General features: G+C 64.0%; 18 protein-coding genes, 1 pseudogene and 1 riboswitch. Of the genes and pseudogenes, 4 read left to right on the forward strand and 15 right to left on the reverse strand.

From position 1 onward, the window contains the following. Position 1 precedes the first annotated feature (1 nt). The 9 genes from USDA257_RS20560 to USDA257_RS20600 all read right to left on the reverse strand — a co-directional run bounded on the left by USDA257_RS20560 (position 2) and on the right by USDA257_RS20600 (position 7839). The gene (locus USDA257_RS20560) at positions 2-1201 is read right to left on the reverse strand and encodes a beta-ketoacyl-ACP synthase (RefSeq protein ID WP_014764889.1); all 1200 of its coding nucleotides are present in this window, start codon (positions 1199-1201) and stop codon (positions 2-4) included. Between the two features lie 2 nt (positions 1202-1203). After that, positions 1204-1680 (reverse strand): 3-hydroxyacyl-ACP dehydratase FabZ family protein, encoded by a 477-nt coding sequence (locus tag USDA257_RS20565; RefSeq protein ID WP_014764890.1) that lies wholly within the window; start codon positions 1678-1680, stop codon positions 1204-1206. Between the two features lie 115 nt (positions 1681-1795). Then, positions 1796-2074, reverse strand: a complete 279-nt coding sequence (locus tag USDA257_RS20570) for an acyl carrier protein (protein ID WP_012708338.1) — start codon at positions 2072-2074, stop codon at positions 1796-1798. A 291-nt stretch (positions 2075-2365) separates the two neighbouring features. After that, entirely contained in the window at positions 2366-3124 is a 759-nt protein-coding gene (locus USDA257_RS20575) for a glycerophosphodiester phosphodiesterase (protein WP_014764891.1), read from the reverse strand. Between the two features lie 21 nt (positions 3125-3145). Continuing rightward, on the reverse strand, positions 3146-4129 hold the full coding sequence (gene cbiB, locus USDA257_RS20580; protein WP_014764892.1) for an adenosylcobinamide-phosphate synthase CbiB: 984 nt from the start codon (positions 4127-4129) through the stop codon (positions 3146-3148). Then, the gene (gene cobD, locus USDA257_RS20585; protein ID WP_014764893.1) at positions 4130-5131 is read right to left on the reverse strand and encodes a threonine-phosphate decarboxylase CobD; all 1002 of its coding nucleotides are present in this window, start codon (positions 5129-5131) and stop codon (positions 4130-4132) included. It lies immediately after the preceding gene. A 2-nt stretch (positions 5132-5133) separates the two neighbouring features. Further along, the gene (locus tag USDA257_RS20590) at positions 5134-6429 is read right to left on the reverse strand and encodes a cobyrinate a,c-diamide synthase (protein ID WP_014764894.1); all 1296 of its coding nucleotides are present in this window, start codon (positions 6427-6429) and stop codon (positions 5134-5136) included. Beyond that, positions 6426-7268, reverse strand: a complete 843-nt coding sequence (gene cobA, locus USDA257_RS20595) for a uroporphyrinogen-III C-methyltransferase (RefSeq protein ID WP_014764895.1) — start codon at positions 7266-7268, stop codon at positions 6426-6428. Before cobA ends, USDA257_RS20590 begins: the two co-directional genes overlap by 4 nt. Before the next feature lie 112 nt (positions 7269-7380). After that, entirely contained in the window at positions 7381-7839 is a 459-nt protein-coding gene (locus USDA257_RS20600) for a cobalamin biosynthesis protein (RefSeq protein ID WP_014764896.1), read from the reverse strand. Positions 7840-8326: 487 nt separating this feature from the next. On the opposite strand from USDA257_RS20600, the gene USDA257_RS20605 reads away from it, so the two are divergent. The 3 genes from USDA257_RS20605 (at position 8327) to USDA257_RS37995 (ending at position 9900) form a co-directional block, all read left to right on the forward strand. Beyond that, the gene (locus USDA257_RS20605; RefSeq protein WP_014764897.1) at positions 8327-9112 is read left to right on the forward strand and encodes a TSUP family transporter; all 786 of its coding nucleotides are present in this window, start codon (positions 8327-8329) and stop codon (positions 9110-9112) included. Positions 9113-9313: 201 nt separating this feature from the next. Further along, positions 9314-9730 (forward strand): hypothetical protein, encoded by a 417-nt coding sequence (locus USDA257_RS20610; RefSeq protein WP_014764898.1) that lies wholly within the window; start codon positions 9314-9316, stop codon positions 9728-9730. Next, positions 9727-9900: a methyltransferase family protein gene (locus USDA257_RS37995; RefSeq protein WP_223843348.1), complete on the forward strand. Its 174-nt coding sequence runs from the start codon at positions 9727-9729 to the stop codon at positions 9898-9900. The genes USDA257_RS20610 and USDA257_RS37995 overlap by 4 nt, the downstream gene beginning before the upstream one ends. Before the next feature lie 38 nt (positions 9901-9938). Here the strand turns inward: USDA257_RS37995 and cobO are convergent, their stop codons facing one another. The 4 genes from cobO to cobU all read right to left on the reverse strand — a co-directional run bounded on the left by cobO (position 9939) and on the right by cobU (position 16433). Continuing rightward, positions 9939-10583, reverse strand: a complete 645-nt coding sequence (gene cobO, locus USDA257_RS20615) for a cob(I)yrinic acid a,c-diamide adenosyltransferase (protein WP_014764900.1) — start codon at positions 10581-10583, stop codon at positions 9939-9941. Positions 10584-10593: 10 nt separating this feature from the next. Further along, on the reverse strand, positions 10594-14610 hold the full coding sequence (cobN, locus tag USDA257_RS20620; RefSeq protein WP_041414468.1) for a cobaltochelatase subunit CobN: 4017 nt from the start codon (positions 14608-14610) through the stop codon (positions 10594-10596). Between the two features lie 227 nt (positions 14611-14837). Beyond that, a complete protein-coding gene (gene cobW, locus USDA257_RS20625) occupies positions 14838-15902 on the reverse strand; it encodes a cobalamin biosynthesis protein CobW (protein ID WP_014764902.1) in 1065 nt (354 codons plus the stop codon). 3 nt (positions 15903-15905) lie between these two features. Further along, complete coding sequence (cobU, locus tag USDA257_RS20630) at positions 15906-16433, reverse strand: bifunctional adenosylcobinamide kinase/adenosylcobinamide-phosphate guanylyltransferase (RefSeq protein WP_014764903.1); 528 nt, start codon at positions 16431-16433, stop codon at positions 15906-15908. Between the two features lie 135 nt (positions 16434-16568). Continuing rightward, positions 16569-16963, reverse strand: a riboswitch (cobalamin riboswitch). A 240-nt stretch (positions 16964-17203) separates the two neighbouring features. Between cobU and USDA257_RS34380 the strand changes: the two are divergent. Next, positions 17204-18207: pseudogene (locus USDA257_RS34380) on the forward strand (FecR family protein). Positions 18208-18264: 57 nt separating this feature from the next. Here USDA257_RS34380 and USDA257_RS20645 read toward each other — a convergent pair. Next, complete coding sequence (locus USDA257_RS20645; RefSeq protein ID WP_014764905.1) at positions 18265-20430, reverse strand: CHASE2 domain-containing protein; 2166 nt, start codon at positions 20428-20430, stop codon at positions 18265-18267. Positions 20431-20580: 150 nt separating this feature from the next. Beyond that, positions 20581-22035 carry a cobyric acid synthase gene (locus USDA257_RS20650; RefSeq protein WP_014764906.1) on the reverse strand — a complete coding sequence of 485 codons (1455 nt, stop codon included), beginning with the start codon at positions 22033-22035 and terminating at the stop codon, positions 20581-20583. Positions 22036-22250 lie beyond the last annotated feature (215 nt).

Consider the following 22250-nt stretch of genomic DNA (forward strand, 5'->3'; position numbering starts at 1 on the left):
CTTATTCCGCGGACAGCACGGCGATCCCTTCGCCGCGGGCATGGCCGATGGTCGTGACGATCGCCGCCTTGGCGGGCGCCGTCATCAGCGCTTCGGCAGGATCGAAGGGCGGTACCTTGGCCGCATGCCCGAGCGAAAGCGCGGCAAGGGCCATGCCGACCGGGAACTGCGCCTCGATACCGTGGCCGACGAGACCGCCATAGGCGCGGACCGGCCGTCCGGCCAGCTCCGAATCGAGGAAAGCCTTCTCGCGCCGCGCCAGGTCATGGAAGCCACTGGTGCCGGAAAAGACCACGGTCGACTGCGCCTCAAGCGCTGCGCCCGGCCGTGCCAGATCCCTAAGCCGTGCTTCAAGTCGGCCGTCCTCGCGGCTGCCCCGATCGCCTTCGATCGCACCAATGGTCGCATAGACGCGGGCGCCGCGGGCTTCGGCGTATTCGCGTGACTCCAGAACGAGGAAGGCGCCCACCGATCCCAGGATCATGCCGCCGCCGTTATCGGCTTTGCGCGACCAGATCGGATGCCACTCACCAAGGGCATGCCCCTGGATGGCTTCGATCAAAAGGATGATGTCGAGACGCTCGGCCGAAAAGGCGCCGCCGACGAGCGTATGCGTCGACTGCCCGGCCTTGATGCGGGCGAAGGCGGTTTCAATCGCCGAAATACCCGCCGCTTCCTCGCCCATGAAGGTGCGCGACGAGCCTGTCACCTTGTGCACGATCGAGATATTGCCGGCGAGCAGATTGGAAAGCTGGGCCAGAAAGAGCGTCGGGCGGAGCTCGGTCGTCAGCTTCTCGTTCAGAAGCTGTTCGCGATCGTTGCGCCTCAGGGCCTCGTCGACGATCAGCGAGTCGACATTGATGTCACGCTCGCCGCCACCGGCCGCGACGATCATATCCATGCTGCCGCAAGCTTCGAGATTGTCCTTGAGCCCCGCATCGTCCAGCGCGAGACCGGCTGCGAAGACGCCGAGACGCTGCCAATTCTCCATCTGACGCTGATCGCCGCGCTTGGCGATCTGCTGCGACCAGTCGATCTCCGGCAGAGGATGGACCGGATAGGGTGCAAAACGCTCCGTCTCGATGCGCGCCCTCGGCGGTTCGACGGCATTCAACAGGGCCACGTGCGGCTCGGCGCCAACCCCCTGGCTCGTTACAATGCCGACGCCGGTGATCACCACGTCGTTTGCGGATTTGGTCATCTTTACTTCTCCGAAGCGGCCGTCGCGGCCATCAATCCCACTTCCTCGGCGCGCTTGCGGACGATCTCGCCAAGCGGCACCTGATCGAACGGCATTGTCCTGAGCTTCAGCTGCGCGTCGCAGATCTTCTTGCCGCCCGAGGCGATCTTGGCCTTGGTCACCGCGAAGCCAGAGCCCTCGTGCTCGAGAAATGCTTCGATTTCGAGCTCGGCCGAAGGCTCGACGAATGTGCGCATCTTGGCGCCGTCGACCGACATCAGGAAGGGCATCGCCGCGAATTTGGTGGCGGCAAGCACGAGAAAGCCGGAAGCCTGTGCCATCGTTTCGATCAGTAGCACGCCGGGAACCAGCGGATAGCCGGGAAAATGGCCCTCGAACACCGGGCTCTTCTCCGGCACGACGGATCGCGCCGTGAGCCGGCCCGCCGCGAGATCGACGGATTCGACCCGGTCGACCATCTGGAAATATTCAAGCAGCATCAGGGCTCATCCCGTTCGTTTTGGGCTCAAGTAAAAATGCCGATGCCGCCTGTCAAGCGAAGGTCGCTGCAGGCGGCATCGGGAAACGGATCGAACCGTGTCAGCGGCGTGTCAATCAGGCCTTGGCCGCCCGAAGCTCATCGATTTTGGCACAGAGGTTCTTCAGCACGAAGTATTCCTCGGTCGACACCTTGCCTTCGTTGACTTCCTGGGTCCACTGCTCGAGCGGAATCTTGATGCCGAATTCCTTGTCGATCGCAAAGACGATGTCGAGGAAGTCCAGGCTGTCGATGCCGAGATCATCGATCGTGTGGCTTTCCGGCTTGATCGTCTCGCGATCGATCTCGCTCGTTTCCGCAATGATGTCGGCAACCTTGTCGAATGTAGCTGTCACGCGCTTACCTCTTGAAAATCGAGTCTTGGCGAACCCTATAGAAAAATGCACCGCAAAAGCCAATGCCTCCTGGTCTTTTGCCACTCAGATTTGAAAAACGGTGTTGCCAAACGGCGACCGACTGCGGCTCGAGCGCAGATATGCGCCGGAAACGGGGCCTGCACCTTCAAGCCGAGGATTGCAACATCGGCTGTTCACCCCCTCGGCTCGTCGTCGCGATCGCGCCGGTCGGAGCGCGGTTTTTAATCTCGATCAAGTGATCGCCAGCCAAAGCCGATAAATTGACATTCGTCAGTTCCGCCTGAGAATATCCATCGCCAGACGCGCATCGTCCAAGAGGATAGCGTCGGGTTCGATCCGATGCACTTGCTCAAGTCCTTCTCGGTCGATCAGGCCGACCGGAAAGGGCGGGTATTCCGGCAGTGGAATTGAGCGCGGCTGACCGACCATTACCGCAAGACGCAGGCCAGCGTCGCGAACGATTGCCGCGCGTTCAGGGCTCGCCGCGCCCTGCCATAGCCTGAACCAGTCGGCTCCGGCATCACGCGCCTGAGCGGCGGAGTCCGGGTCCTCCACGAAAGCGAGAATGGCGATGTCCGGTCGGACAGAGCGCGCGCAAGCGATGAGGTCGAAGCTGCGCAGCCCCAGCATCGTTCGCTCGATCGCATTCGCGCGTGCGACCTCATCGATGATGAGTGCGAGCGGCACCGGATCGTTAAGCTTGATGTCCAGGAGAACGCCCAACGGGCCGGACGCCGCCAGCGCCTCGTGGAGCGTCATCGTGCTCGGCAGCAGCTGCCGCAGCGTTGCGAGATCCACAGCCGAGACGCTGCGCGCATCTCCGCAAAGCCGTCGAAGGTCGTCATCATGCATGCAAACGAAGGCGCCGTCCTTCGTGACGCGTATATCCGTCTCGATGGCATCTGCCCCAGCACCCTCGGCGGCACGCAGCGCCTCCACGGTATTCTCGGCAGCAAGGGCAGCACCGCCGCGGTGCGCAACGATGAGAGGCTTGCGGCCGGAGCGACCAATCCACAAATCAGACGACATCGCCTCTCCGACGCTGGACTTTCAGAATAGCAGGAACGGCAGAACGATGACGGCAGAGGCCAGAGCGAGCGCGGTGCAGGCGCCATAGAAGACGCCAACGGCGGCGTCGATATCGTCAATCGTTGCGACTGCGCGGCCGGAGCCGTTGATCATCGGCTCGTCCACCATCGTTCCGCCGTAGACGCGCGGCCCGGCAAGCTGAATGTCGAGCGCGCCCGCCATCGCCGCCTCGGGCCAGCCGGAATTGGGCGAGCGGTGGAAGCCATGGTCGCGCTTTGCCACCTCGATCGCGGCTTTGGCCGCTTCGAGACCCCGTGTGAGACGGGCCCCAGCGGCAATGAGGAGAACCGAGAGCCGCGCCGCCGGAAGGTTGGCGAGGTCGTCGAGCCGCGCCGAGGCCCAGCCGAAATGAAGATACTTCGGGCTCTTGTGGCCGATCATCGAATCTGCAGTATTCAGCATCTTGTAGGCAAACAGGCCGGGAAGCCCGGCAACAGCGTACCAAAGGGCCGGAGCGACGACACCATCGGAAAGGTTTTCCGCGAGGCTTTCGATCGCCGCCCGGCAGACGCCGCGCTCATCCAGCGTTTTCGGATCGCGGCCGACGATCATCGAAACAGCCTCGCGGCCACCCGCAAGACCGTCGCTGCGCAGGCCGTCAGCGACCTGGCGAACGTGATCGGCGAGGCTCTTCTGCGCGAGGAAAACGGCAACGGTCATTGCCTCGAGAACGAAGCCAAGAGCGCCGAGAACATCGAACAGGCGATTGAGCACCACACCGAACACGATGCTCGAGGCGAGGAGGACGAGGATGGTCACAATGCCCCGCATTTTCAGCCAGCCGCCGTCCGCCGCTCCACGATTGAGCGCCGCGTCGAAAACGCCGATCGCCTTACCGAAGAGCACCACCGGATGCGTTAGCCTCTCCCAGAGCCAGTCGGGATCGCCGACGAGGCGGTCGATGATGAGAGCCACAACGAGGACGAGGAAAATTTCGGCCGACATCTAGACTCCTGCCCGGCGCAAGGCTTCGGCCAGACGGCGGTCGCCAGCCGCGTCGGCGGTCAGCCCGATCCGCAGCCAGCGCCGATCGTAGTCGAACTTGCGCGTCAGAATGCGCTCCTGGCAGAGCGCCGTATGAAGATCATATGCCCGTTCATGGTCGACGAGCGTGAAGAGCCCGGTGCCACCGATGAGATCGATGCCGGCGCCGCGGAGCACTGCATCGAGCGCAGCATTCCGTTGGAGGATGCTTTCCCTTATCGGCTTCGTGTCGCTTTCCATCAGCTTCGCCGAAACGGCAAGCGCCGGCCCTGACACCGCCCAAGGGCCAAGCCATTCGCGGAAGGTTTCCGTGATCGACCCGCTTGCGACAACGAAGCCAAGCCTCAGGCCCGCGAGACCGAAGAACTTGCCGAAGGAACGGAAGACAACGAGGTTGCCATGGGCGGCGACATCAGCGGCAACGCTTGCCTGAGGCTCGAGATCCCCGAAGGCTTCGTCGACGACGAGCAGGCCGTCGTGCGCCTTCATCGCCGCTGCCATGGCCAGAATTTCGTTGGGCTGGAAAAGTCGGCCGGTCGGGTTATTGGGATTTACGAGAACCACAATGCCGTGCGCCGCCGCGAGATCATCGGCGCGTGCGACAGTGTCGACGATGAAGCCCGCCGCCTTCAGGACGCGCGCGTATTCGCCATAGGTCGGCCCGAATATGGCGGCGCGCCTCCTCGGGTCAGCAAGCCGCGGCAGCAACTGAATGACGGCTTGGGTCCCGGGCACCGGCAGCGGCAGGAGATCGCTGGTCCTGTAATAGCCGCGTGCGGCTGTGCGCGCTGCCTCCTCCAGATGCCGATCCGGCAAGCGATGCCAGACCCGCGCGTCGATCTCCGGCAGTGCGACCGGGCACGGATTGATGCCGGTCGAAAGGTCGAGCCAATCGTCGGGCGCACCGCCGAAGCGGGCCGCAGCCTCGGTGATTCCGCCGCCATGGACAATCGGCGCAATCATCGTCACTCCGCAAGATCGATGAGATGCATGAAGGAGCCGGCAACAGTCCCGCGGCGAAGGCCGGTGCGGCCGAGGTCGACGCCTGCAGCATCCACCACGGCGAAGAGCGGCTCGGCCGCCCCTTCGGAAACGATGGTCGAATAGTGAAATTCGTGCGCCGTCATCGGTCCCTCGAAAAACCCATTGTCGATCGGCGCGACGCGCCGGTAGCCGAGATGCCGCCTGCGCTCCGCGAAACTGGTGACGAGCGGCAACAGCCCAAGCATCTCGTAACGTCTGCCGTCCGCTGCGACAAGCCCTTCGCCCAGCGCCATGTAGCCGCCGCACTCCCCGTAGATGCGGACGCCTCGCCCGGCCGCAGCCTGCATTGCCATGCGGAAGTGCGAAGCACCGACGAGCATCTCGGCGTGCAATTCCGGATAGCCGCCCGGCAGATAGATCGCGTCGGCGCCAACATCGGGCGCTTCGTCATTCAGCGGTGAAAAGAACGAGATTTCCGCTCCCTGCCTGCGCCAGCCGGAGAGCAGATGCTCGTAACTGAAAGCGAAGGCGACGTCGCGAGCGACGGCGATCCGCTGGCCGAGCGGACTCAGTGCTTTCGCTTCCGGCGGCGTATCCGCCCGCAAGGGAAACGCTACGGCGAGGATGGCATCGACATCGCAGCCCGACGCGACGCGCATCGCCGCATGGTCGATGAAGGCTTCGAGCGCCCCGTGCTCGCCGGCCTGTACGAGACCCAGATGCCGTTCTGGCAGCGTCAACGCGTCATCGTGGCGCAGCACGCCGAAAATCGGGACGGCTGCGCGGTCGAGCGCGTCGCGCAGCATCGCCTCATGGCGGTCGCTGCCCACCCGGTTCAGGATGACGCCGGCGACGCACACATCATCGCGGTGATCCATATAGCCGCGCACCAGCGCCGCGACCGAATGGGAGAGACGGGCGCAATCGACAACCAGGATCACCGCCAGCCCGAGCGTTGCGGCCAGATCTGCCGGCGATCCCGTGCCGTCGGCGGCGCCGTCATAAAGCCCCATCATCGCCTCGATGATGAGCGTGGAGCCGTCCTTCGTCGCGGCCGCAGCGTTGGCGAGGCGCAGTTCCGGCCGCATCGCCCAGGGATCATAGTTGAGACAGGGCTTGCCGCTTGCGGCGGTGTGGAAGGCCGGATCGATGTAGTCCGGGCCCGCTTTGCCTGGTGCGATGGAAAAGCCGCGCCGCGTCAGCGCCCGCAGCAGGCCGAGCGTCACCGTTGTCTTGCCCGAGCCGGAGCTCGGGGCAGCAATCATCAGACCGCTCATGCCGGGTTCCGGCGTATGCGGTTCGAGAATGGGTCCGCGGTAAGCGCGCGGCCACTGAGCGCGCCCACCCAGTCGAGCGACGGACGCAGCCGAACGACTTCCCCGACGACGACGATTGCCGGCGGCTCCAATCCCGAAGCCGCAACATCGGTTTCGGCACGGGAAAGCGTGGTCTCAAGCACCACCTGCTCAGGCGTCGCCGCATTGCAGACGAAGGCGACCGCCTCGTCGGGCGAACGGCCGGCGGCGATGAGGTTCGCCGAAATCTGACCGATATGCTTCATCGCCATGTACATGACGATGACCGGCGACCCCTTGGCGATGCCTTCCCAATTGATCTGGTCCGGCACCACGCCGGAGGAATCGTGGCCGGTGAGGAAGGTGACTGCGTGATTGACTTCACGATGGGTCACCGGAATGCCGGCATAGGCAAGCCCGCCAATGCCCGCGGTGATGCCGGGCACGATGCGGAACGGAATACCGTGCTCGACAAGCGTCAAAGCTTCCTCGCCGCCGCGGCCGAAGACAAACGGGTCACCGCCCTTGAGGCGCAGGACTCTGAGCCCGGCGCGGGCCAGTTCGACGAGGCGGAGCGAGATGTCGCGTTGCTTCGGCGACGGCTTGCCGCCGCGTTTGCCGGCAAATTCGAGTGCGGCGCTCGGCTTGGCAAGCTTCAGGCAATCGGCATTCACCAGCGCATCATGAACGATCACATCCGCCTGGCGGAGCGCATTGGCGGCATGAAGCGTCAAAAGCCCCGGGTCACCGGGTCCGGCACCGACGAGCCAGACCGAACCGGGATCGAGTTCGGGAAGGCCGGCAAAAAACGCATCCGTCACGGCTTGTTACTCCGGGCCTGGCGAAACATCTGAACTAGTTCTCTTTGGAAGGAAATTACGGCAGAGCATTGAATCTGCGCATCAAACACGGAATGGGCGGCAGTACGAACCATCAGACGGTCTCCGAGGCGCCTGTTGCGGCACTGTGAGGTCCGGCGTAGTGGCGCGGCCCCGCGATCGCTGCCGTCGCGCGGGCCGAGCGGATCTTCGGAACGAGCAGGACTGCATCGCACCCTGCCCCCGCCAGCGCCGCTCCCTCGGCGACGCCATGGCAGCCTGTATGGGCAAAGACGATCTCGGAAGGATTCTGCAGTCGGGCCGCCTCCGCCTCGAGCGTCGCCGCCTCGAAGAAGCGGACGGGCACCGAAAACCGCCGGCCCGCCGCATGAATGGCGGGCTCCTCGGAGCGCGCGTCAAGCGAAGCGACGAACGCGACATCTCCTTCGGCCGCGCCCGCGTCAGCGAGCGCCTGCTCGGCAAGCGCGATCACTTCCTCCGGTTTGGCGTTTCGCTCGCAGCCGAGGCCGAGAACAAGTTTGGCGGTCGGGTCTGGTCTCTTGACCGAAGGCATCTGCGGCGCGGCTCCCCGGCAGCGCCCCGCATCCATCCGGATGCACAAAGCCGCTGCGACTCATTGAACATCTGCGCGGTTTACTCCAATACCCACTGGTGTTGGAACCGCGCTGCGGTCGGCGTTCCAAACGAAGCGCCGGCCTGGGCAGACAGCCGCACCGGTCAGGACAGCACCGGATCGGGCCCCCTGAATGGGTCGACCGCACCGGACGCTCTTTCGATCCGCTCGCACGGACGCCGTCGTATGATCGTCATTTCTACCGAAGGCCTTCCGGGCGGTCAAACCGGATTGCGGCATCCCGGCGTCGTAAACGGTCCATCCGGCAGCGTCGGCAATGGATGCGCCGCCGTTCTGGCCAACGAAGGCAACGAGCCTGCAGCAGAAGAACAGCATTTTCTGCAGAAATTGCCGCCGACGAGCCTTTGCTTTTCGCGGCCGGCTCTGACACAAGGCGGAAGCAATTCCATTTCGTCTCGAGCCCTCCGTGACCGATCTCGCCCTTCATCTCCTGCTCTTTCTGTTCGCGGCCGCCTTCATCGCCGGCTTCATCGATTCGATTGCCGGCGGTGGCGGGATGGTCACCATTCCGGCCATGCTGATCGCCGGGATTCCGCCGCTCGAAACGCTTGGGACCAACAAGCTCCAATCGCTCTTCGGCTCCGGTTCCGCCAGCATCGCCTACGCGCGACACGGCCATGTCAATCTGAAGGAACAGTTGCCGATGGCGCTGATGTCGGCCGCGGGGTCCGTGTTCGGCGCATTGATCGCGACGGTCGTTCCAGCCGATGCGCTCAAGGCAGTGCTACCCTTTCTGCTGATCGCGATCGCCGTCTATTTCGGCTGCAAACCGAATATCGGCGATGTCGAAAAGCACCGCCGCATGTCGGCATTTCTCTTCACCCTCACCTTCGTGCCGCTAATCGGTCTCTACGACGGGGTTTTCGGACCAGGTACGGGCTCGTTCTTCATGCTCGGCTTCGTCTCGCTTGCCGGCTACGGCATCCTCAAGGCGACGGCCCACACGAAGTTCCTGAATTTCGGCTCCAATCTGGGCGCCTTCATCATCTTCGTTCTCTACGGCGTCGTTCTCTGGAAGGTGGGGCTGATGATGGGCGCGGGCCAGTTTCTCGGCGCGCAAGTGGGCTCCCGCTATGCGATGGCGAAGGGGGCGAAGATCATCAAGCCGCTGCTTGTCATCGTCTCGATTGCGCTCGCGATCCGCCTGCTGGCGGACCCGGCGCATCCGTTGAGGATCTGGCTGGGCATCTAAATTTCCGACTCGCGCACCGATGAAAACTGCGCTTCCGTCGCCTTGGTTGGCGCGTTCCCCAACGTGTTAACCAAGAAGCGAAAGGCTCGGATGAACCTCTAGTCGCTAGAGAGTGTGACGTCGTCTGCGTTATCCCGAAGCGGGACGGCCTCAAGGCAAGATCGCCGCAAAACGAATGCCGTTCGACCCCGAGGAGCCCCGATGTTCACGACGATCCCTGCGATCCTGATGCTTGTTCTCGGCCTCTTCACGCTGGCGCTGGCGATCCATCGCCGCCTTCCGACGGGGCGATCCCCTGTTGTCCTGACCTATGGCGACAATGCCGAAGGTTTCGCCGGCCGGCTTTTTCGCGTCCTCGCGGCGCTTATCCTACATCTGCTCGCCGTGGCGATCGTTCCCGCAAGCGTCGATGCCCTCCTTGGGCGGATCCCGGCTCTCGATCAGTCGCCACTCGCCTGGCTCGGGCTGGCGTTGATGGCTCTGGGCGTGCTGACGATGCTGTCGCAATGGAAGATGCGCGGTTCCTGGAAGATCGGGATACCCGAGGCGCAGGATGCCCCGCTCGTTACCGATGGCCTATATGCTTTCTCCCGCAATCCCATTTATGCGGCATGGTGACGGCGCTGGTCGGCACCGTGCTTGCCGTCCCGAACGTCCTCTCGCTGGCACTTGCCCTTTCCGCCTGGATCTCGATTTCCTACCAGATCCGCATGGAGGAAGCACATCTCTCCGACGCCTTCGGTGAAGCCTATCTGCACTATCGCCGGCGCGTTAGACGCTGGCTTTGACGGTCAGGACAGCAAAGGCCACCGCGAGCTCTCGCCCATCAGAACTCGATGCCCTTCTGCGCCTTGATGCCGGAGCGGAACGGATGCTTGACGAGTTCCATCTCGGTCACAAGATCGGCGATCTCGATCAGACCTTCCTTGGCGTTGCGGCCGGTCAGCACCACATGCGTCATGTGTGGCTTCTCCTCCTGGAGGAAACGTACGACCTCGGCGATGTCGATGTAGTCGTAGCGGAGCGCGATGTTGATCTCGTCCAGCAGCACCATGGAATTGCGCTCGTCGCGGATCAGTTCCTTCGCCTTTTCCCAGGCTTTCTCCGCCATCGCCACGTCGCGGGCGCGGTCCTGCGTCTCCCAGGTAAAACCTTCGCCAAGCGTGTAGAACTGGCAGAGATCGCCGAAATGCTTGTCGATCAGATCGCGCTCGCCGGTCTGCATGGCACCCTTGATGAACTGCACGACGGCGCAGGGCATGCCGTGGGCGATGTGGCGGAAGATCATTCCGAACCCGGCCGTCGACTTGCCCTTGCCCTTGCCCGTGTGGACAATGACCAAGCCCTTCTCGTCGGTCTTCGTTGCCATGATCTTGTCGCGCGCCGTCTTCTTCTTCGCCATCTTCATGGCGTGACGGGCTTCGTCCTTCTCGGCGACCGGCTCGCCGGTATTTGCGGTTTCGTCGCTCATAATGTCCTCCCTATTCGTTTCCGGCGCGCGGACGGTCAGTCGCCGCGCCGCCGGACAGGCTGTTCAGTTCAAATCGCGCCGAGTTGGAACGCGGGGTCCACAGACCGCGATTGACCGCCTCCAGGAGCCGCTCGGCGATCTCAGCAAGTGCGGCCGGGTTCTTGTCGCGCAGGAAGCCGAGAACCTTCTCGTCGGCGATGAAGGCGCGGTAGGCCGCCTCGAAATGATGGTCGCGCACGGCGCCCGTTGTCGCGGCGAAGGCGAACATGTAATCGACCGTCGCCGCAATCTCGAAGGCGCCCTTGTAGCCGTGGCGCATGACCCCATCGATCCACTTCGGATTGACGACGCGGGCCCGCACCACGCGGCCGATCTCCTCATCGAGCGAGCGGATCACCGGCTTTTCCGGGCGGGAGTGATCATTGTGGTAGATCGCCGGGCGCTTCCCCTTGAGATGCTCCGTGGCGGCGCTCATCCCCCCTTCGAACTGGTAGTAGTCGTCGCTGTCGAGTAGGTCGTGCTCGCGGTTGTCCTGATTCTGGACGACGGCCTCGATCGTCCGCAGGCGCTCCTCGAAAAGCCCGCGCTCCGCCTTGCCGTCTTCGCCTGCGCCATAGGCGTAGCCGCCCCAGGTGAGATAGGCCTCGGCGAGATCGCTGCGCTTGTCCCAGCCTTTTTCGTCGATCAGCGCCTGAAGACCCGCTCCGTAAGCGCCGGGTTTCGCGCCGAACACGCGATAGGAGGCGCGCCTTGAGGCTTCTTTCGGCTCGATACCCCTTTCCTCGAGCCGCCGGGCTTCGGCCCGCATCCGGGCGGCGATCATGTTGTCGGCGTCGTCTTCGTCGAGCGCGCCAATGGCACGGATCGCCTTGTCAAAGAGTGCGATCTGCTCCGGAAAGGCGTCGCGGAAGAAACCGGAAATCCGCAAGGTAACGTCGACGCGCGGGCGGCCGAGCACGGCAAGCGGCACGATCTCGTAGCCTGTGACACGACGCGACGCCATATCCCAGACCGGCTTGGCGCCGATCAGCGCCAGCGCCTGGGCAATATCGTCACCGCCGGTGCGCATGTTGGACGTTCCCCAGGCCGTCAGCCCGAAGGAGGACGGCCATTCGCCATGGTCCTGCAGATAGCGGCGGATCAGCAACTCGGCCGACTTCTTGCCGAGCTCATAGGCCGCCGGGGTCGGCACGGCGCGACTGTCGACGGAATAGAAGTTGCGACCGGTCGGCAGCACGTCTGGACGGCCACGCGTTGGCGCGCCGGAAGGGCCGGGCGCCACGAAGCGACCGTCGAGACCGGTGAGAAGGCCGTTGATCTCGGCCGCGCCCGAACGCTGGATGGAAGGCCTGAGCCGCCCGTCGATCTCCTCGAGGACGGCCTGGGTGTTGGCCCAATCGTCCGGGCAAGCGATTTCGCCCGACACCAGTTTCGTCGCGAGAAGTTCGATGCGCTCGACTGTGTCGCCGGCAGTGCGCCAGGGGGCGTCCGTGAGATTAGCCAGGAAACCGGGTTTCGGGCCGGTCCAGGGTGTGGAGAGGATGCAATCGAGGGGATCGAAGGGATGTGAGCGAGCAGCAACAACCCCCTCTTCCCTGCCGGGCATCTCCCCCACAAGGGGGGAGTGTGACTCGCTGCTGCCACTCGTTCCCGCAACTCTGTCAGAAACTGCGGCACCATCGGAAGTCGCAGGACGCATCTCAAATTCGACCGCCGTCGAAGAGGGAGCGCTTGCCTCCAGCCTCTCCCCCCTTGTGGGGGAGATACCCGGCAGGGCAGAGGGGGTTTGGCCACCCAACCCCAGATCCGCCGCTATCGCCCGCTGCAGACTCTGGTCGCCGCCCTCGCCCAAACCGCGCGGCACCCGGGCGAGCGCCACGGTGAGATCGGTCAGCAGCCGCCCCTCCGGCGCCATGCCGAAGACATGCAGCCCATCGCGGATCTGCATCTCCTTGAGGTCGCAGAGATAGGCGTCGAGCTTTTCGAGCGCCTTGTCGTCGCTATCGCCCTTATCGATGCCGGCGTCATGGTCGAGGCCGATATCGCGCACGAGATCGAGGATCTGGCGACTGAGCAACCGCAGCCGCCGCGGATCGCCGCCGGCGGCCTCGTAATATTCGTCGACCAGGGCCTCTAGGTCCTTGAGCGGTCCGTAGGACTCGGCCCGTGTCAAGGGCGGCGTCAGATGGTCGATGATCACGGCGCTGGTGCGGCGTTTCGCCTGCGTCCCCTCTCCCGGGTCATTGACGATGAAGGGATAGAGGTGCGGCGTCGGGCCGAAGACGGCCTCCGGATAGCAAGCCTCCGAAAGTGCCAGCGCCTTGCCGGGCAGCCATTCGAGATTGCCGTGCTTGCCCATATGGATGATCGCGTCGGCAGCAAAGACCTGGCGCAGATAGGCATAGAAGGCGAGATAGCCGTGCGGCGGCACGAGATCCGGGGCGTGATAGGTTTCCTTGGGATCGATATTGTAGCCGCGGGCCGGCTGGATGCCGACAAGGACGGCGCCGAAGCGGGCAAGCGGCAGCGCGAAGGCGCCATCGAGAAAGAAGGGGTCGGCCTCCGGCGCACCCCAGCGCTCGCGCACCTCCTGCTGAATCTTTTTCGGAAGAGCGGCGAAGAAGCCCTTGTACTCACGCAGGGAAATCGTCTCGCGGATTTCCCGGTCGCGGCTCGCCGCATTGGTCGGCCCGGCCATCAGAAAGCGGATCAGCGCATCGCCGTCCTCGGGCAGGTCGCCGATTGCATATCCTTCCGCCGCCATTGCCTTCAGCACCTGGATCGTGCCGGCCGGCGTGTCCAAGCCGACGCCATTGCCGAGACGGCCGTCGCGGTTCGGATAATTGGCCATCACGACGGCGATGCGGCGCGCCTTCGGCCGAGTGCGACGCAGCCTCGCCCAGTTGGCAGCGAGCCGTGCGGCGAAGCGAACACGATCGGCAAGCGGCTCGTGGCCGACGATGTTGGCTTCCACGAGCGGGTCGTAGACCGATGCCGCCTTGAAGGAGACGGCGCGCGAAAGGATGCGTCCGTCCACCTCCGGCAGAGCGACATTCATGCCGAGATCGCGCGCCATCAGCCCCTGCGGCGAGGCTTCCCACGCTTCCCGAGAAGAAGCGGAAAAGATCACCTGCAAAACCGGCGCGCCGGTGGATTCCAGCACCGTCGGCTGGCGGTCGGCGCCGGGTGCCGAGACGGCAAAGCCGGTGGCGTTCATCACCACGTCGGGTGCGGCTTCGGCAAATATCGCCTCGAGCGTGCCGATCGAGACCTGATCCTTGAGGCTGGAAACGAAGACGGGAAGCGCGCGCATTCCCTCCTCGGCCAGCGCCTCGATCAATGCCTCGACGGGTTTGGTCTCACCGCTCTGGACGAGGGCGCGGTAGAAGCAGATGGCGACGGTGGGGATGGATTCCTTCGTCTCTTTGGAAGCCTTGCCCCCCTCTGCCAAACGCATCCACTCGCCGACCCCGATCACGCCTTCGCCCGGCCACCAGATGCCGGCCTTGAGCAAGGGGCGCGCTGGCTGCGGCTTCTCGCCTCCATCGATCAGCGCCTCGGCATAGTCGAGGAACAAGCCCGCATTGTCGGCACCGCCCTCGGTGAAATAGGCCCAGAGACGCTGACGGTCTTCCGCCGAAACGGTCGAAAAAGGTTCAAGGCCGGGGTCTGGCTTGTCGTCACCCGGCAGAACGGCGATCTGGAACTTGCCAGCGACGGCCGCGGCATAGAGCGCCTCCAGTATGTAGCGAAAATAGCTGGCGCCGCCGAGCGGCCGGACGACGATCAGCTTCGCACGACGCGCCGTGCGTTCGACATAGGTGTCGACCGACATCGGATGCATGAGCGCCATCAGGCTGGCGATACGCAAGGTCTTCGCACCCGTGCGCCTGCGATGGGCGGCGGCGATCGAGGCGAGTTCCGTATCGGCCGCCGACAGAAACAGGATATCGGCCGGGCTTTGGCCGAGATCGATCGCTTCGTTGCCGTCCGCGATCGTGCCTTTCTGGGCTAGGAGGAGATGCATGGATGCTCCTCGTGGATGGCGTGAGAAGACCCGTCTCCAACACCTCCCCACAAGGGGGTGGGGTGGGGCTGAACCGTGCCCGACGCGTCGGTTCGCCAAGCATCAGCCGTTTGTGCCATGCCGCCGTGCCTCTTGACCGGCAGCGTTGCGGCGGACGCCAACGAAGCCCCTCCCCCTTGTGGGGAGGGGCTGGGGCGGGGTTATTCCCATACGCGCTCAAAATCGCCTCACACCAGCGCCGAGATTGCCGCGCGCACCGCGGTCTCGTCCATGTCGTGCAGGCCGATGACGACGAGGCGCGTGCCGCGCGTCTCGCCGGGTGCCCAGGCGCGGTCGTAATATTGATCGACGCGGGTGCCGACCGCCTGGATCAGGAGACGCATCGGCTTGCCGGGTACATCGGCGAAGCCTTTGAGCCGCAGCACGTCGTGCTTGGCAATAACCCCCTTGAGACGGTCGACGAAGACAGCTGGATCGGCGATCGCTCCGAGCTCGACAACAAAGCTGTCGAACTCGTCGTGGTCGTGCTCCTCGCCGGCCTCATGCTCCATCTCGTGATGCGATTTGCGGTTGGCGATCTCGCCTTCCGTGCCGACCCCGAGGCCGAGCAGGATCGCGGCCGCCACCTCGCCGTTCCTTGCCTCGATCATCGTCGGCTTGCGACTGATACGCGAGGCAACCTCTTCGCGTACGGACTTCAGGCCGGCGGCATCGATAAGATCGGTCTTGTTGAGAACAATGAGGTCGGCGGCGGTCAGTTGGTCCTCGAAGAGCTCTTCGAGCGGGCTCTCGTGGTCAAGGTTGTCGTCATTGACGCGCAGTGCGTCGACCTTGTCGTGATCGTCGGCAAAACGGCCCGCGGCAACGGCGGCGCTGTCGACGACGGTGACGACGCCATCGACCGTCACTTCGCTGCGGATGTCCGGCCAGTTGAAGGCGGCGACCAGCGGCTGCGGCAGGGCCAGACCAGAGGTCTCGATAACGATATGGTCGGGGCGGTTCTCGCGCTCGAGCAATTTCGTCATTGTCGGTATGAAGTCGTCGGCGACGGTGCAGCAAATGCAACCGTTGGTGAGTTCGATAATGTCCTCTTCCGAGCAGGCTTCCGCTCCGCAGCCTTTCAGCACGTCGCCGTCGACGCCGAGATCGCCAAACTCATTGATGATCAGGGCGATCCGCTTGCCGTCGGCATTCTGCAGCAGATTGCGAATCATCGTCGTCTTGCCGGCACCGAGGAAGCCGGTGATGACGGTGGCGGGGATCTTGCCCGGTTGGGCCTTCGCGAGTGTCATGAATCAACCCTTCATTTTCAGCGGCAACCCAGCCGCGACGAAATAAACTTCGGCGGATTTCTCCGCGACGATCTGATGGAGGCGGCCGGCATGATCGCGAAAGTCGCGCGCCATGCGGTTCTCCGGAACGATGCCGAGACCGACCTCATTCGAAACGAAGACAAGCCGCGCCCGTGCCGCCGGAAGCAAGGCGGCAAGATCCGCGAATTCGGCTGCCATGTCGCGCCCCTCCATCATCAGGTTTGTCACCCAAAGCGTGAGGCAGTCGACAAGGATGGCGCACCCCGGAGCATCCAGGCGGCGAAGCAGTCCGGAAACATCGATCGGCTCCTCATGCGTCGTCCAGCCCTTGCCCTGCCGCGCGGCCTGGTGGTGAGCGATGCGGTCGCGCATTTCCTCGTCATAGGCGCGGCCGGTCGCGACATAGTGCATCGGGAGCCCCGAGGCTTCGACGAGCTTTTCAGCGAAACTGGATTTTCCGGAGCGCGCGCCGCCGAGCACGAGGACTGGGCCGGCGTTCGAGATTGTCATCCGACCCGGCCTCGCGCGATGAAACCTGTGGGGCTAGGACGGCCATAGGAAGCGGCTGCGTGACCAGCACGCGCAGAAGACAATGTGTAAGCCACGACAACCTCCGTGCTGGCGTTGGGGAGAACTCCCCCGGGCGAAATGCCCTGATGGACGGCAGGTCTCCTGGCTCTCGGCGTCACGGGCAAGCACTGCGCAGGTGCGCGCAGCGATGCTGGGCCCGAACGGGTCCGCCTCGCCTTCCCGGCGTTTGCTGGCTCGTGAAGGCGGACGATTCGTAGAAGAAGAGGCGTCCAGCCCGGCTGCTCACGATACCACGCCAGTGGCTTTTCCGGCGCGCCCTCCGATCCCGCGAAAACTGCCCCGTGCAGGTTCATCGGAAGCGGAGCGGCATGCCCAATGGCGAACCCTGACCGTTCTACAGTCGCGGGGTCGGCTGCGATAAGGGCGCCCGGTGTGGGTCCGCCCGTCACATTCCCATTTACTCCCCCGCGCCGCTTCGGTGCGGGGGAACCATCCATCGTCGTTAATTATGAAGCGCAGGCGGCAAAGTCAATCGACCGGCTGCGACGCGAGGCCGGCGAATTGCGGCAGCGCGGCCGCGTCGCCGACCGTATCCGATCCTCATACTCCAAACGGGTAGGCAGACACCCTTCCCCACCGCATGGTAAAACGCGCATCTCGAACCTGACGCGGGATACATGTTTCGCACAGGTTTTTTCGATCATGTCCATGGCACTGAGTTTCTCAGTACAGCCTTGGTGGGGGGTGCGATGGCATATCTGCGTCGTGCCGCATTTGTCGCGCTAAGCGTCGCGCTTTACGGCTCTATGCCAAGCAAGGCCGCCGAACCAATCGGCCAGGCGATCCGCATCCAGACCCAGGTGAGCGGGGCGCGCGGACCGCTGGTCGTCAGGGACCCGGTCCATCGGGACGAGCGGATTCGAACATCCAGATCGGGACTCGGCCAGTTCGTGTTCCGAGATGGAAGCAAGCTCGCCGTGGGTGCCGGCTCGTCGGTCGTCATCGACAGGTTCGTCTTCGACGACTCGAAATCGGTGCAGAAGCTAACCGTTGCGGCGGCGAAGGGAACATTTCGCTGGATCAGCGGCAACTCGAAACACGCGGCCTATGAGATCCTGACGCCGGCCGGAACGATAGGCGTTCGAGGCACCGTCTTCGACTTTTACGTCGGCGGCGACGGCACGACCGCGGTGGTCCTCTTGAGCGGCGCTGCCGAATTTTGCGGCCGAGGAGGCTGCCAACAGCTGACACGGCGCTGCGACTGTGTCGTCGCCCGCCCGAATGGCGACATGACACGTACAAGGCGGGTCGATCGGAGCACCCTCAGGACACTCGGCAATCAACAGGCGCTGCCGTTCCTCTCCGGCAAGCAGCAGCTCTCGCCCGGATGGAGCGGCACCGGCTGCGGCCTCTCAGCGGCGATCCAAATCCGTCCTGATCCGCCACCCCCCGTGCCGCGCCGCCAACCAAAACGGCTCCCCCTATCGAGAAGCCGCCCAAACCAGATAAACCCAGCAAGCCCGACAAGCCCAGCAAACCAGATAAGCCCAGCAAACCAGATAAGCCTAGCAAACCAGACAAACCCAGCAAACCGGACAAGCCCAGCAAACCGGACAAGCCCAGCAAACCGGACAAACACGGCAAGCCGGACGGACACAAGGATAGACCGAGCAAGCCCGACAGGCCCCACAAGCCAGACGGGCCGCGTAACCATGATCACTCGCGATACGATTGGAGCCGTTCGCCAGGATGATGGTGATTGCAATTGAGATCTTGAGAGAAGCAGCGCGGTCCTAGGGGGCGAAGCGCCCTACTCGGCAACCGCGTCCTTCGCCGTCGGCTCATTGACGAAGTGATCGCCGCGCCGCGAAATCCGGCGATAGAAGTCCGACAAACCTGGCGCCAGCGCGGACGCCGTGAGCTTTGCGGCTCCCAGAGCGCGACGGCTCTCGGTGGAGCGGGTGCGCAAAGCCTCAATCAGCCGCCAGTGGATATTCTGCAACTCGGTGAATTCGCCAGAGGCGGCAAGTCGCTCGTCACCCACGATTGCAAAGAGCCTCGTTCGCATGCTCTTGCCCTTGAGCCCCAACGCTCCGGCCTCTAGCACGGCACAACCACCAGCCAATTTTGCCGTCGTCTCGGAGACAAGGATATCGAAACCGACCTCCTTGCAAGCGGATTCGATGCGCGCCGCCACATTGACGGGGTCGCCAACGGCCGAATAGTTGAAATGCGTCTCGGCTCCCATGTTGCCAACGCAGGCAAGCCCCGTGTGGATGCCAATGCCGATCGCGACCTTTTGTCCCGCTCCAAAACCGAAAGCGTCCTTGTCATTGAGGCGAGCAAGCGTTTCTCGCATGGCCAAGGCGGCACGAACGGCCTTGCGTGGATGGTCGGCGACGTCGACGGGCGCATTCCAGAAGGCCATGATCGAATCGCCGATGAATTTATCGAGTGTGCCCTCGTTTTCGATGACATGCCGGCTCAACGCATCGAGCAGCGTATTCAGGAAACCGACGACCTCCGTCGGCGCCAATCGTTCGCTGATCTCGGTGAAATTGCGGACATCGACGAACATGATAGTCAATTCGCGATCGTCTCCGCCGAGGCGCAAGGCGTTCTGCGTGTGCTCGATGCGATAGAGCAGCGATGGCGACAAATATTGACCGAAGGCGCGCCGCACGACGCGGCGCTCCCTATCGGTCACGAGGAAGCGGTAGGCCGTTGCCGCGAAATGCGTGATCGACGCGGCAAGGATGGGGGCAAGCGGGTCGAGGAGCAGTCCCAGATGGAGAAAGGCGACCCAGGAGGCCGCCAGAGCCAGTCCGGTGATCAATAGCCCGCAGGCGAGCGCCACGCCCGGGCTGACGAAGGTCGTCAGCACCACGAGCAGACTGCCAGCAACCGCGATCGAAAGGATCTCAAGTCCGTTGGCCCAGTCCGGACGCGAGAGGAAGCGACCGGACAGGATCTGCTCGACGGCCTGGGCATGGAGCGAGACGCCGGGGACGTTGTGCCCGAGAGCCGTGGTCCGGATGTCCAGCAAACCGGCAGCCGACGTGCCGACGAAGACGATGCTGCCTTCGACCGCGGCGCTAACCTCCTGGGGAGCGGCGGCTGAGAGCACCTGGCCGGCCGACACATATCTCTCGGCCCGATCCTCGCTGACATAGAGCCAGAGTTCGCCGGTCGCCGTGACCGGAACGGCAAAATCGCCGATCTTGATCCGGGTTATGGTATCGGGCACATCCGTTGCGCCCGCCAGGAGATAGGTGGAGGCGCCCTGTGCGACACGCAGCGCCTCGAGTGCCAGATTCGGATAGAGTTGCTCGCCGTCGCTGAGAAGAAGAGGGATCGCTCGTACGACCGCCGTCGGGCTGCCCGGATTGAGGCTGATATGCCCGATGCCGGTCGCATTGGCCTCGAGCTGCGGCCGGAGCGGCGTTGCGGCCGTGAGACGCGGCGGTGCATCGAACGGGCTTTCGCCCGTGAAGGCGAAACCTGCCTTGACCGGCGGTCGATAATTTCCCTCGGTCGACAGGCCGAAACCCAGCACGACCGGCTTATCGGCAATCGCGCCGGCAAAGATCTCGTCATTGTCCGGCAGTCGTTCCAGCAAAGCGGGATCGATCCCCATGACGTCACGCACAACGGTGCGCGGCGACAGTCGATCGGGCTCGGCGAAGAGGATGTCAAAGGCAATGACGGCGGCACCCATCTCCGAGAGCCTGTTCACCAGGGCGGCCAAGCGGTCCCTTGGCCAAGGCCATTGGCCGAATTCCCTGAGCGACGCCTCATCGATATCGACGACCCGCACGGGGAGGTTTTCGAAGGGCCGCGGCGCCAGGCGCTGGTACTCGTCGAAGGTGATCTCGCGGGCGAATCTCAGCAATTGCGGATCGTTTGCACGCAGCACCGTCAGCGCCGCGACAATTGCCAATCCGATAAGGACGCCGACCAACTGGGCGCGTGTCATAATCGCCGACCTTTGTGCCGGACGGCGGCACGACCGGCTTCTCTCAAGAAAAGCAGGTCTGCCGCCTCGCCGGCCATGCTGCATCCTTCGCAGCAGCCATGCAATATCGACCAACGGGGGAGTCTCACGGGATGGCAGCGCTACAACTTGCTACCCAAGCAAGCGGTCGAGCCAGGCGCGGTCGAGCACGCCCTCCAGTTCGGCGGCAATCTCGTCCAGCGCGCTGTCGACCGACTGACGATAACTCGCTTTGCCGGCTTCAATCCCCAGGCTCCTCAGCAGTGCGGCGCGGTAGGCATCGCTGCCGAAGAGACCGTGGAGGTAGGTTCCCATCACCCGGCCATCGGGCGACATCGCCCCATCGGGGCGGCCGTCGATCGTCACGGGCGCGCGTTCGCAATCCGGCCCGATGGTCTCGCCGAGATGGATCTCGTAGCCCTCGAGTGCCACGCCATGCTCCAGCGACCAGGCGCGGCTGTTGCGAACGGTCTTTTCCGGTGCCATCTCCGTTTCCGCCGAAAGCAGCCCTAGCCCGGCAATCTCGCGCTCGCTTCCTTCGATGCCGAGCGGATCGGTAACCCGGACGCCCAGCATCTGATAGCCACCACAGATGCCGATCACCCGGCCGCCGCGCCGGACGTGGCGCTCGAGATCGCGGTCCCAGCCCTGCGCGCGAAAGTCTCTGAGGTCCGAGATTGTCGATTTCGAACCGGGGATGACCACAAGCCCCGCGTCCTCCGGCAGCGGCATGCCCGGCCGAACGAAGACGAGCTCGACTTCCGGTTCTGCCGCAAGCGGATCGAGATCGTCGAAATTGGCAATGCGCGACAGGACGGGCACGGCGACCTTCAAGGCCTTGCCGCCGCCGCGCGCCAGCTTCTCGAGAACGACGGAATCCTCGGCCGGCAGCCGCCCGGCGCTTTTCAGCCAGGGCACTACACCGAAGCAAGGCCAGCCGGTGAAGCGGCCGACGGCCGCGATACCATCGTCGAAAAGCGTGACGTCGCCGCGAAACTTGTTGATGAGATAGCCGGTGACCATCCGCCGGTCGCCCTCCGGCAGGATCGCGTGGGTGCCGACAAGCGAAGCGATGACGCCGCCGCGATCGATGTCGCCGACGAGAACGACCGGGACATTGGCGCGCGTGGCGAATCCCATATTGGCGATATCGCCGGCTCTGAGGTTGATTTCGGCCGGCGAACCAGCACCCTCGACGACGACGAGATCCGCGCCGGCCGAGATATGCTCGAAACTCTCCATCACCGCGCCGAGCAGCTTCGGCTTCAGCGCCTGATATTCCCTGCCCTTGGCCTGCCCCGCGACCTTGCCCTGCAGGATGATTTGGCTGCCGACATCGGATTGCGGCTTCAGAAGCACCGGATTCATGTGCACCGACGAGGGCACGCGCGCGGCGAGCGACTGCAGCCACTGCGCCCGGCCGATTTCACCACCGTCATCGGAGACGGCCGCGTTGTTCGACATGTTCTGCGGCTTGAAGGGCATCACCCTCAGGCCGCGATTGGCGGCGAGCCGGCAGAGGCCCGCCACCAATACCGATTTTCCGACATCCGAGCCGGTACCCTGGAGCATGATCGCGCGTGTCATGCGATCTCCGTAGCATCGAAAGCTTCTGTCGCAAAGCCCTGTCTCGACGTCATTTCACCGCATTTGCGCCGGCTCCGATCACGGCGTGTGTCACCCGCTCATCAAGCTTGCGACGAACCTTGGAGCGCTGGCCAAAATGCGACATGCGACGCCGAGTTTGGCATCGAGAAATATCCGCCCGCACGCCTATATCGCCGCCATCGCAACAACCGGAA

Source organism: Sinorhizobium fredii USDA 257 (assembly GCF_000265205.3).
GTDB classification, from domain to species: Bacteria; Pseudomonadota; Alphaproteobacteria; order Rhizobiales; family Rhizobiaceae; genus Sinorhizobium; species Sinorhizobium fredii_B.

What these genes read in the sequence shown, in the direction of transcription:
- cobO (WP_014764900.1), bottom strand. Translation starts at nt 10,583, where the DNA reads ATGAGCGACGAAACCGCAAATACCGGCGAGCCGGTCGCCGAGAAGGAC.
- USDA257_RS20600 (WP_014764896.1), bottom strand. Translation starts at nt 7,839, where the DNA reads ATGCCTTCGGTCAAGAGACCAGACCCGACCGCCAAACTTGTTCTCGGC.
- USDA257_RS20560 (WP_014764889.1), bottom strand. Translation starts at nt 1,201, where the DNA reads ATGACCAAATCCGCAAACGACGTGGTGATCACCGGCGTCGGCATTGTA.
- USDA257_RS20590 (WP_014764894.1), bottom strand. Translation starts at nt 6,429, where the DNA reads ATGAGCGGTCTGATGATTGCTGCCCCGAGCTCCGGCTCGGGCAAGACA.
- cobU (WP_014764903.1), bottom strand. Translation starts at nt 16,433, where the DNA reads ATGACAATCTCGAACGCCGGCCCAGTCCTCGTGCTCGGCGGCGCGCGC.
- cobN (WP_041414468.1), bottom strand. Translation starts at nt 14,610, where the DNA reads ATGCATCTCCTCCTAGCCCAGAAAGGCACGATCGCGGACGGCAACGAA.
- USDA257_RS20565 (WP_014764890.1), bottom strand. Translation starts at nt 1,680, where the DNA reads ATGCTGCTTGAATATTTCCAGATGGTCGACCGGGTCGAATCCGTCGAT.
- cobW (WP_014764902.1), bottom strand. Translation starts at nt 15,902, where the DNA reads ATGACACTCGCGAAGGCCCAACCGGGCAAGATCCCCGCCACCGTCATC.
- USDA257_RS20610 (WP_014764898.1), top strand. Translation starts at nt 9,314, where the DNA reads ATGTTCACGACGATCCCTGCGATCCTGATGCTTGTTCTCGGCCTCTTC.
- USDA257_RS20650 (WP_014764906.1), bottom strand. Translation starts at nt 22,035, where the DNA reads ATGACACGCGCGATCATGCTCCAGGGTACCGGCTCGGATGTCGGAAAA.
- USDA257_RS20645 (WP_014764905.1), bottom strand. Translation starts at nt 20,430, where the DNA reads ATGACACGCGCCCAGTTGGTCGGCGTCCTTATCGGATTGGCAATTGTC.
- cobD (WP_014764893.1), bottom strand. Translation starts at nt 5,131, where the DNA reads ATGATTGCGCCGATTGTCCATGGCGGCGGAATCACCGAGGCTGCGGCC.
- USDA257_RS20575 (WP_014764891.1), bottom strand. Translation starts at nt 3,124, where the DNA reads ATGTCGTCTGATTTGTGGATTGGTCGCTCCGGCCGCAAGCCTCTCATC.
- cbiB (WP_014764892.1), bottom strand. Translation starts at nt 4,129, where the DNA reads ATGTCGGCCGAAATTTTCCTCGTCCTCGTTGTGGCTCTCATCATCGAC.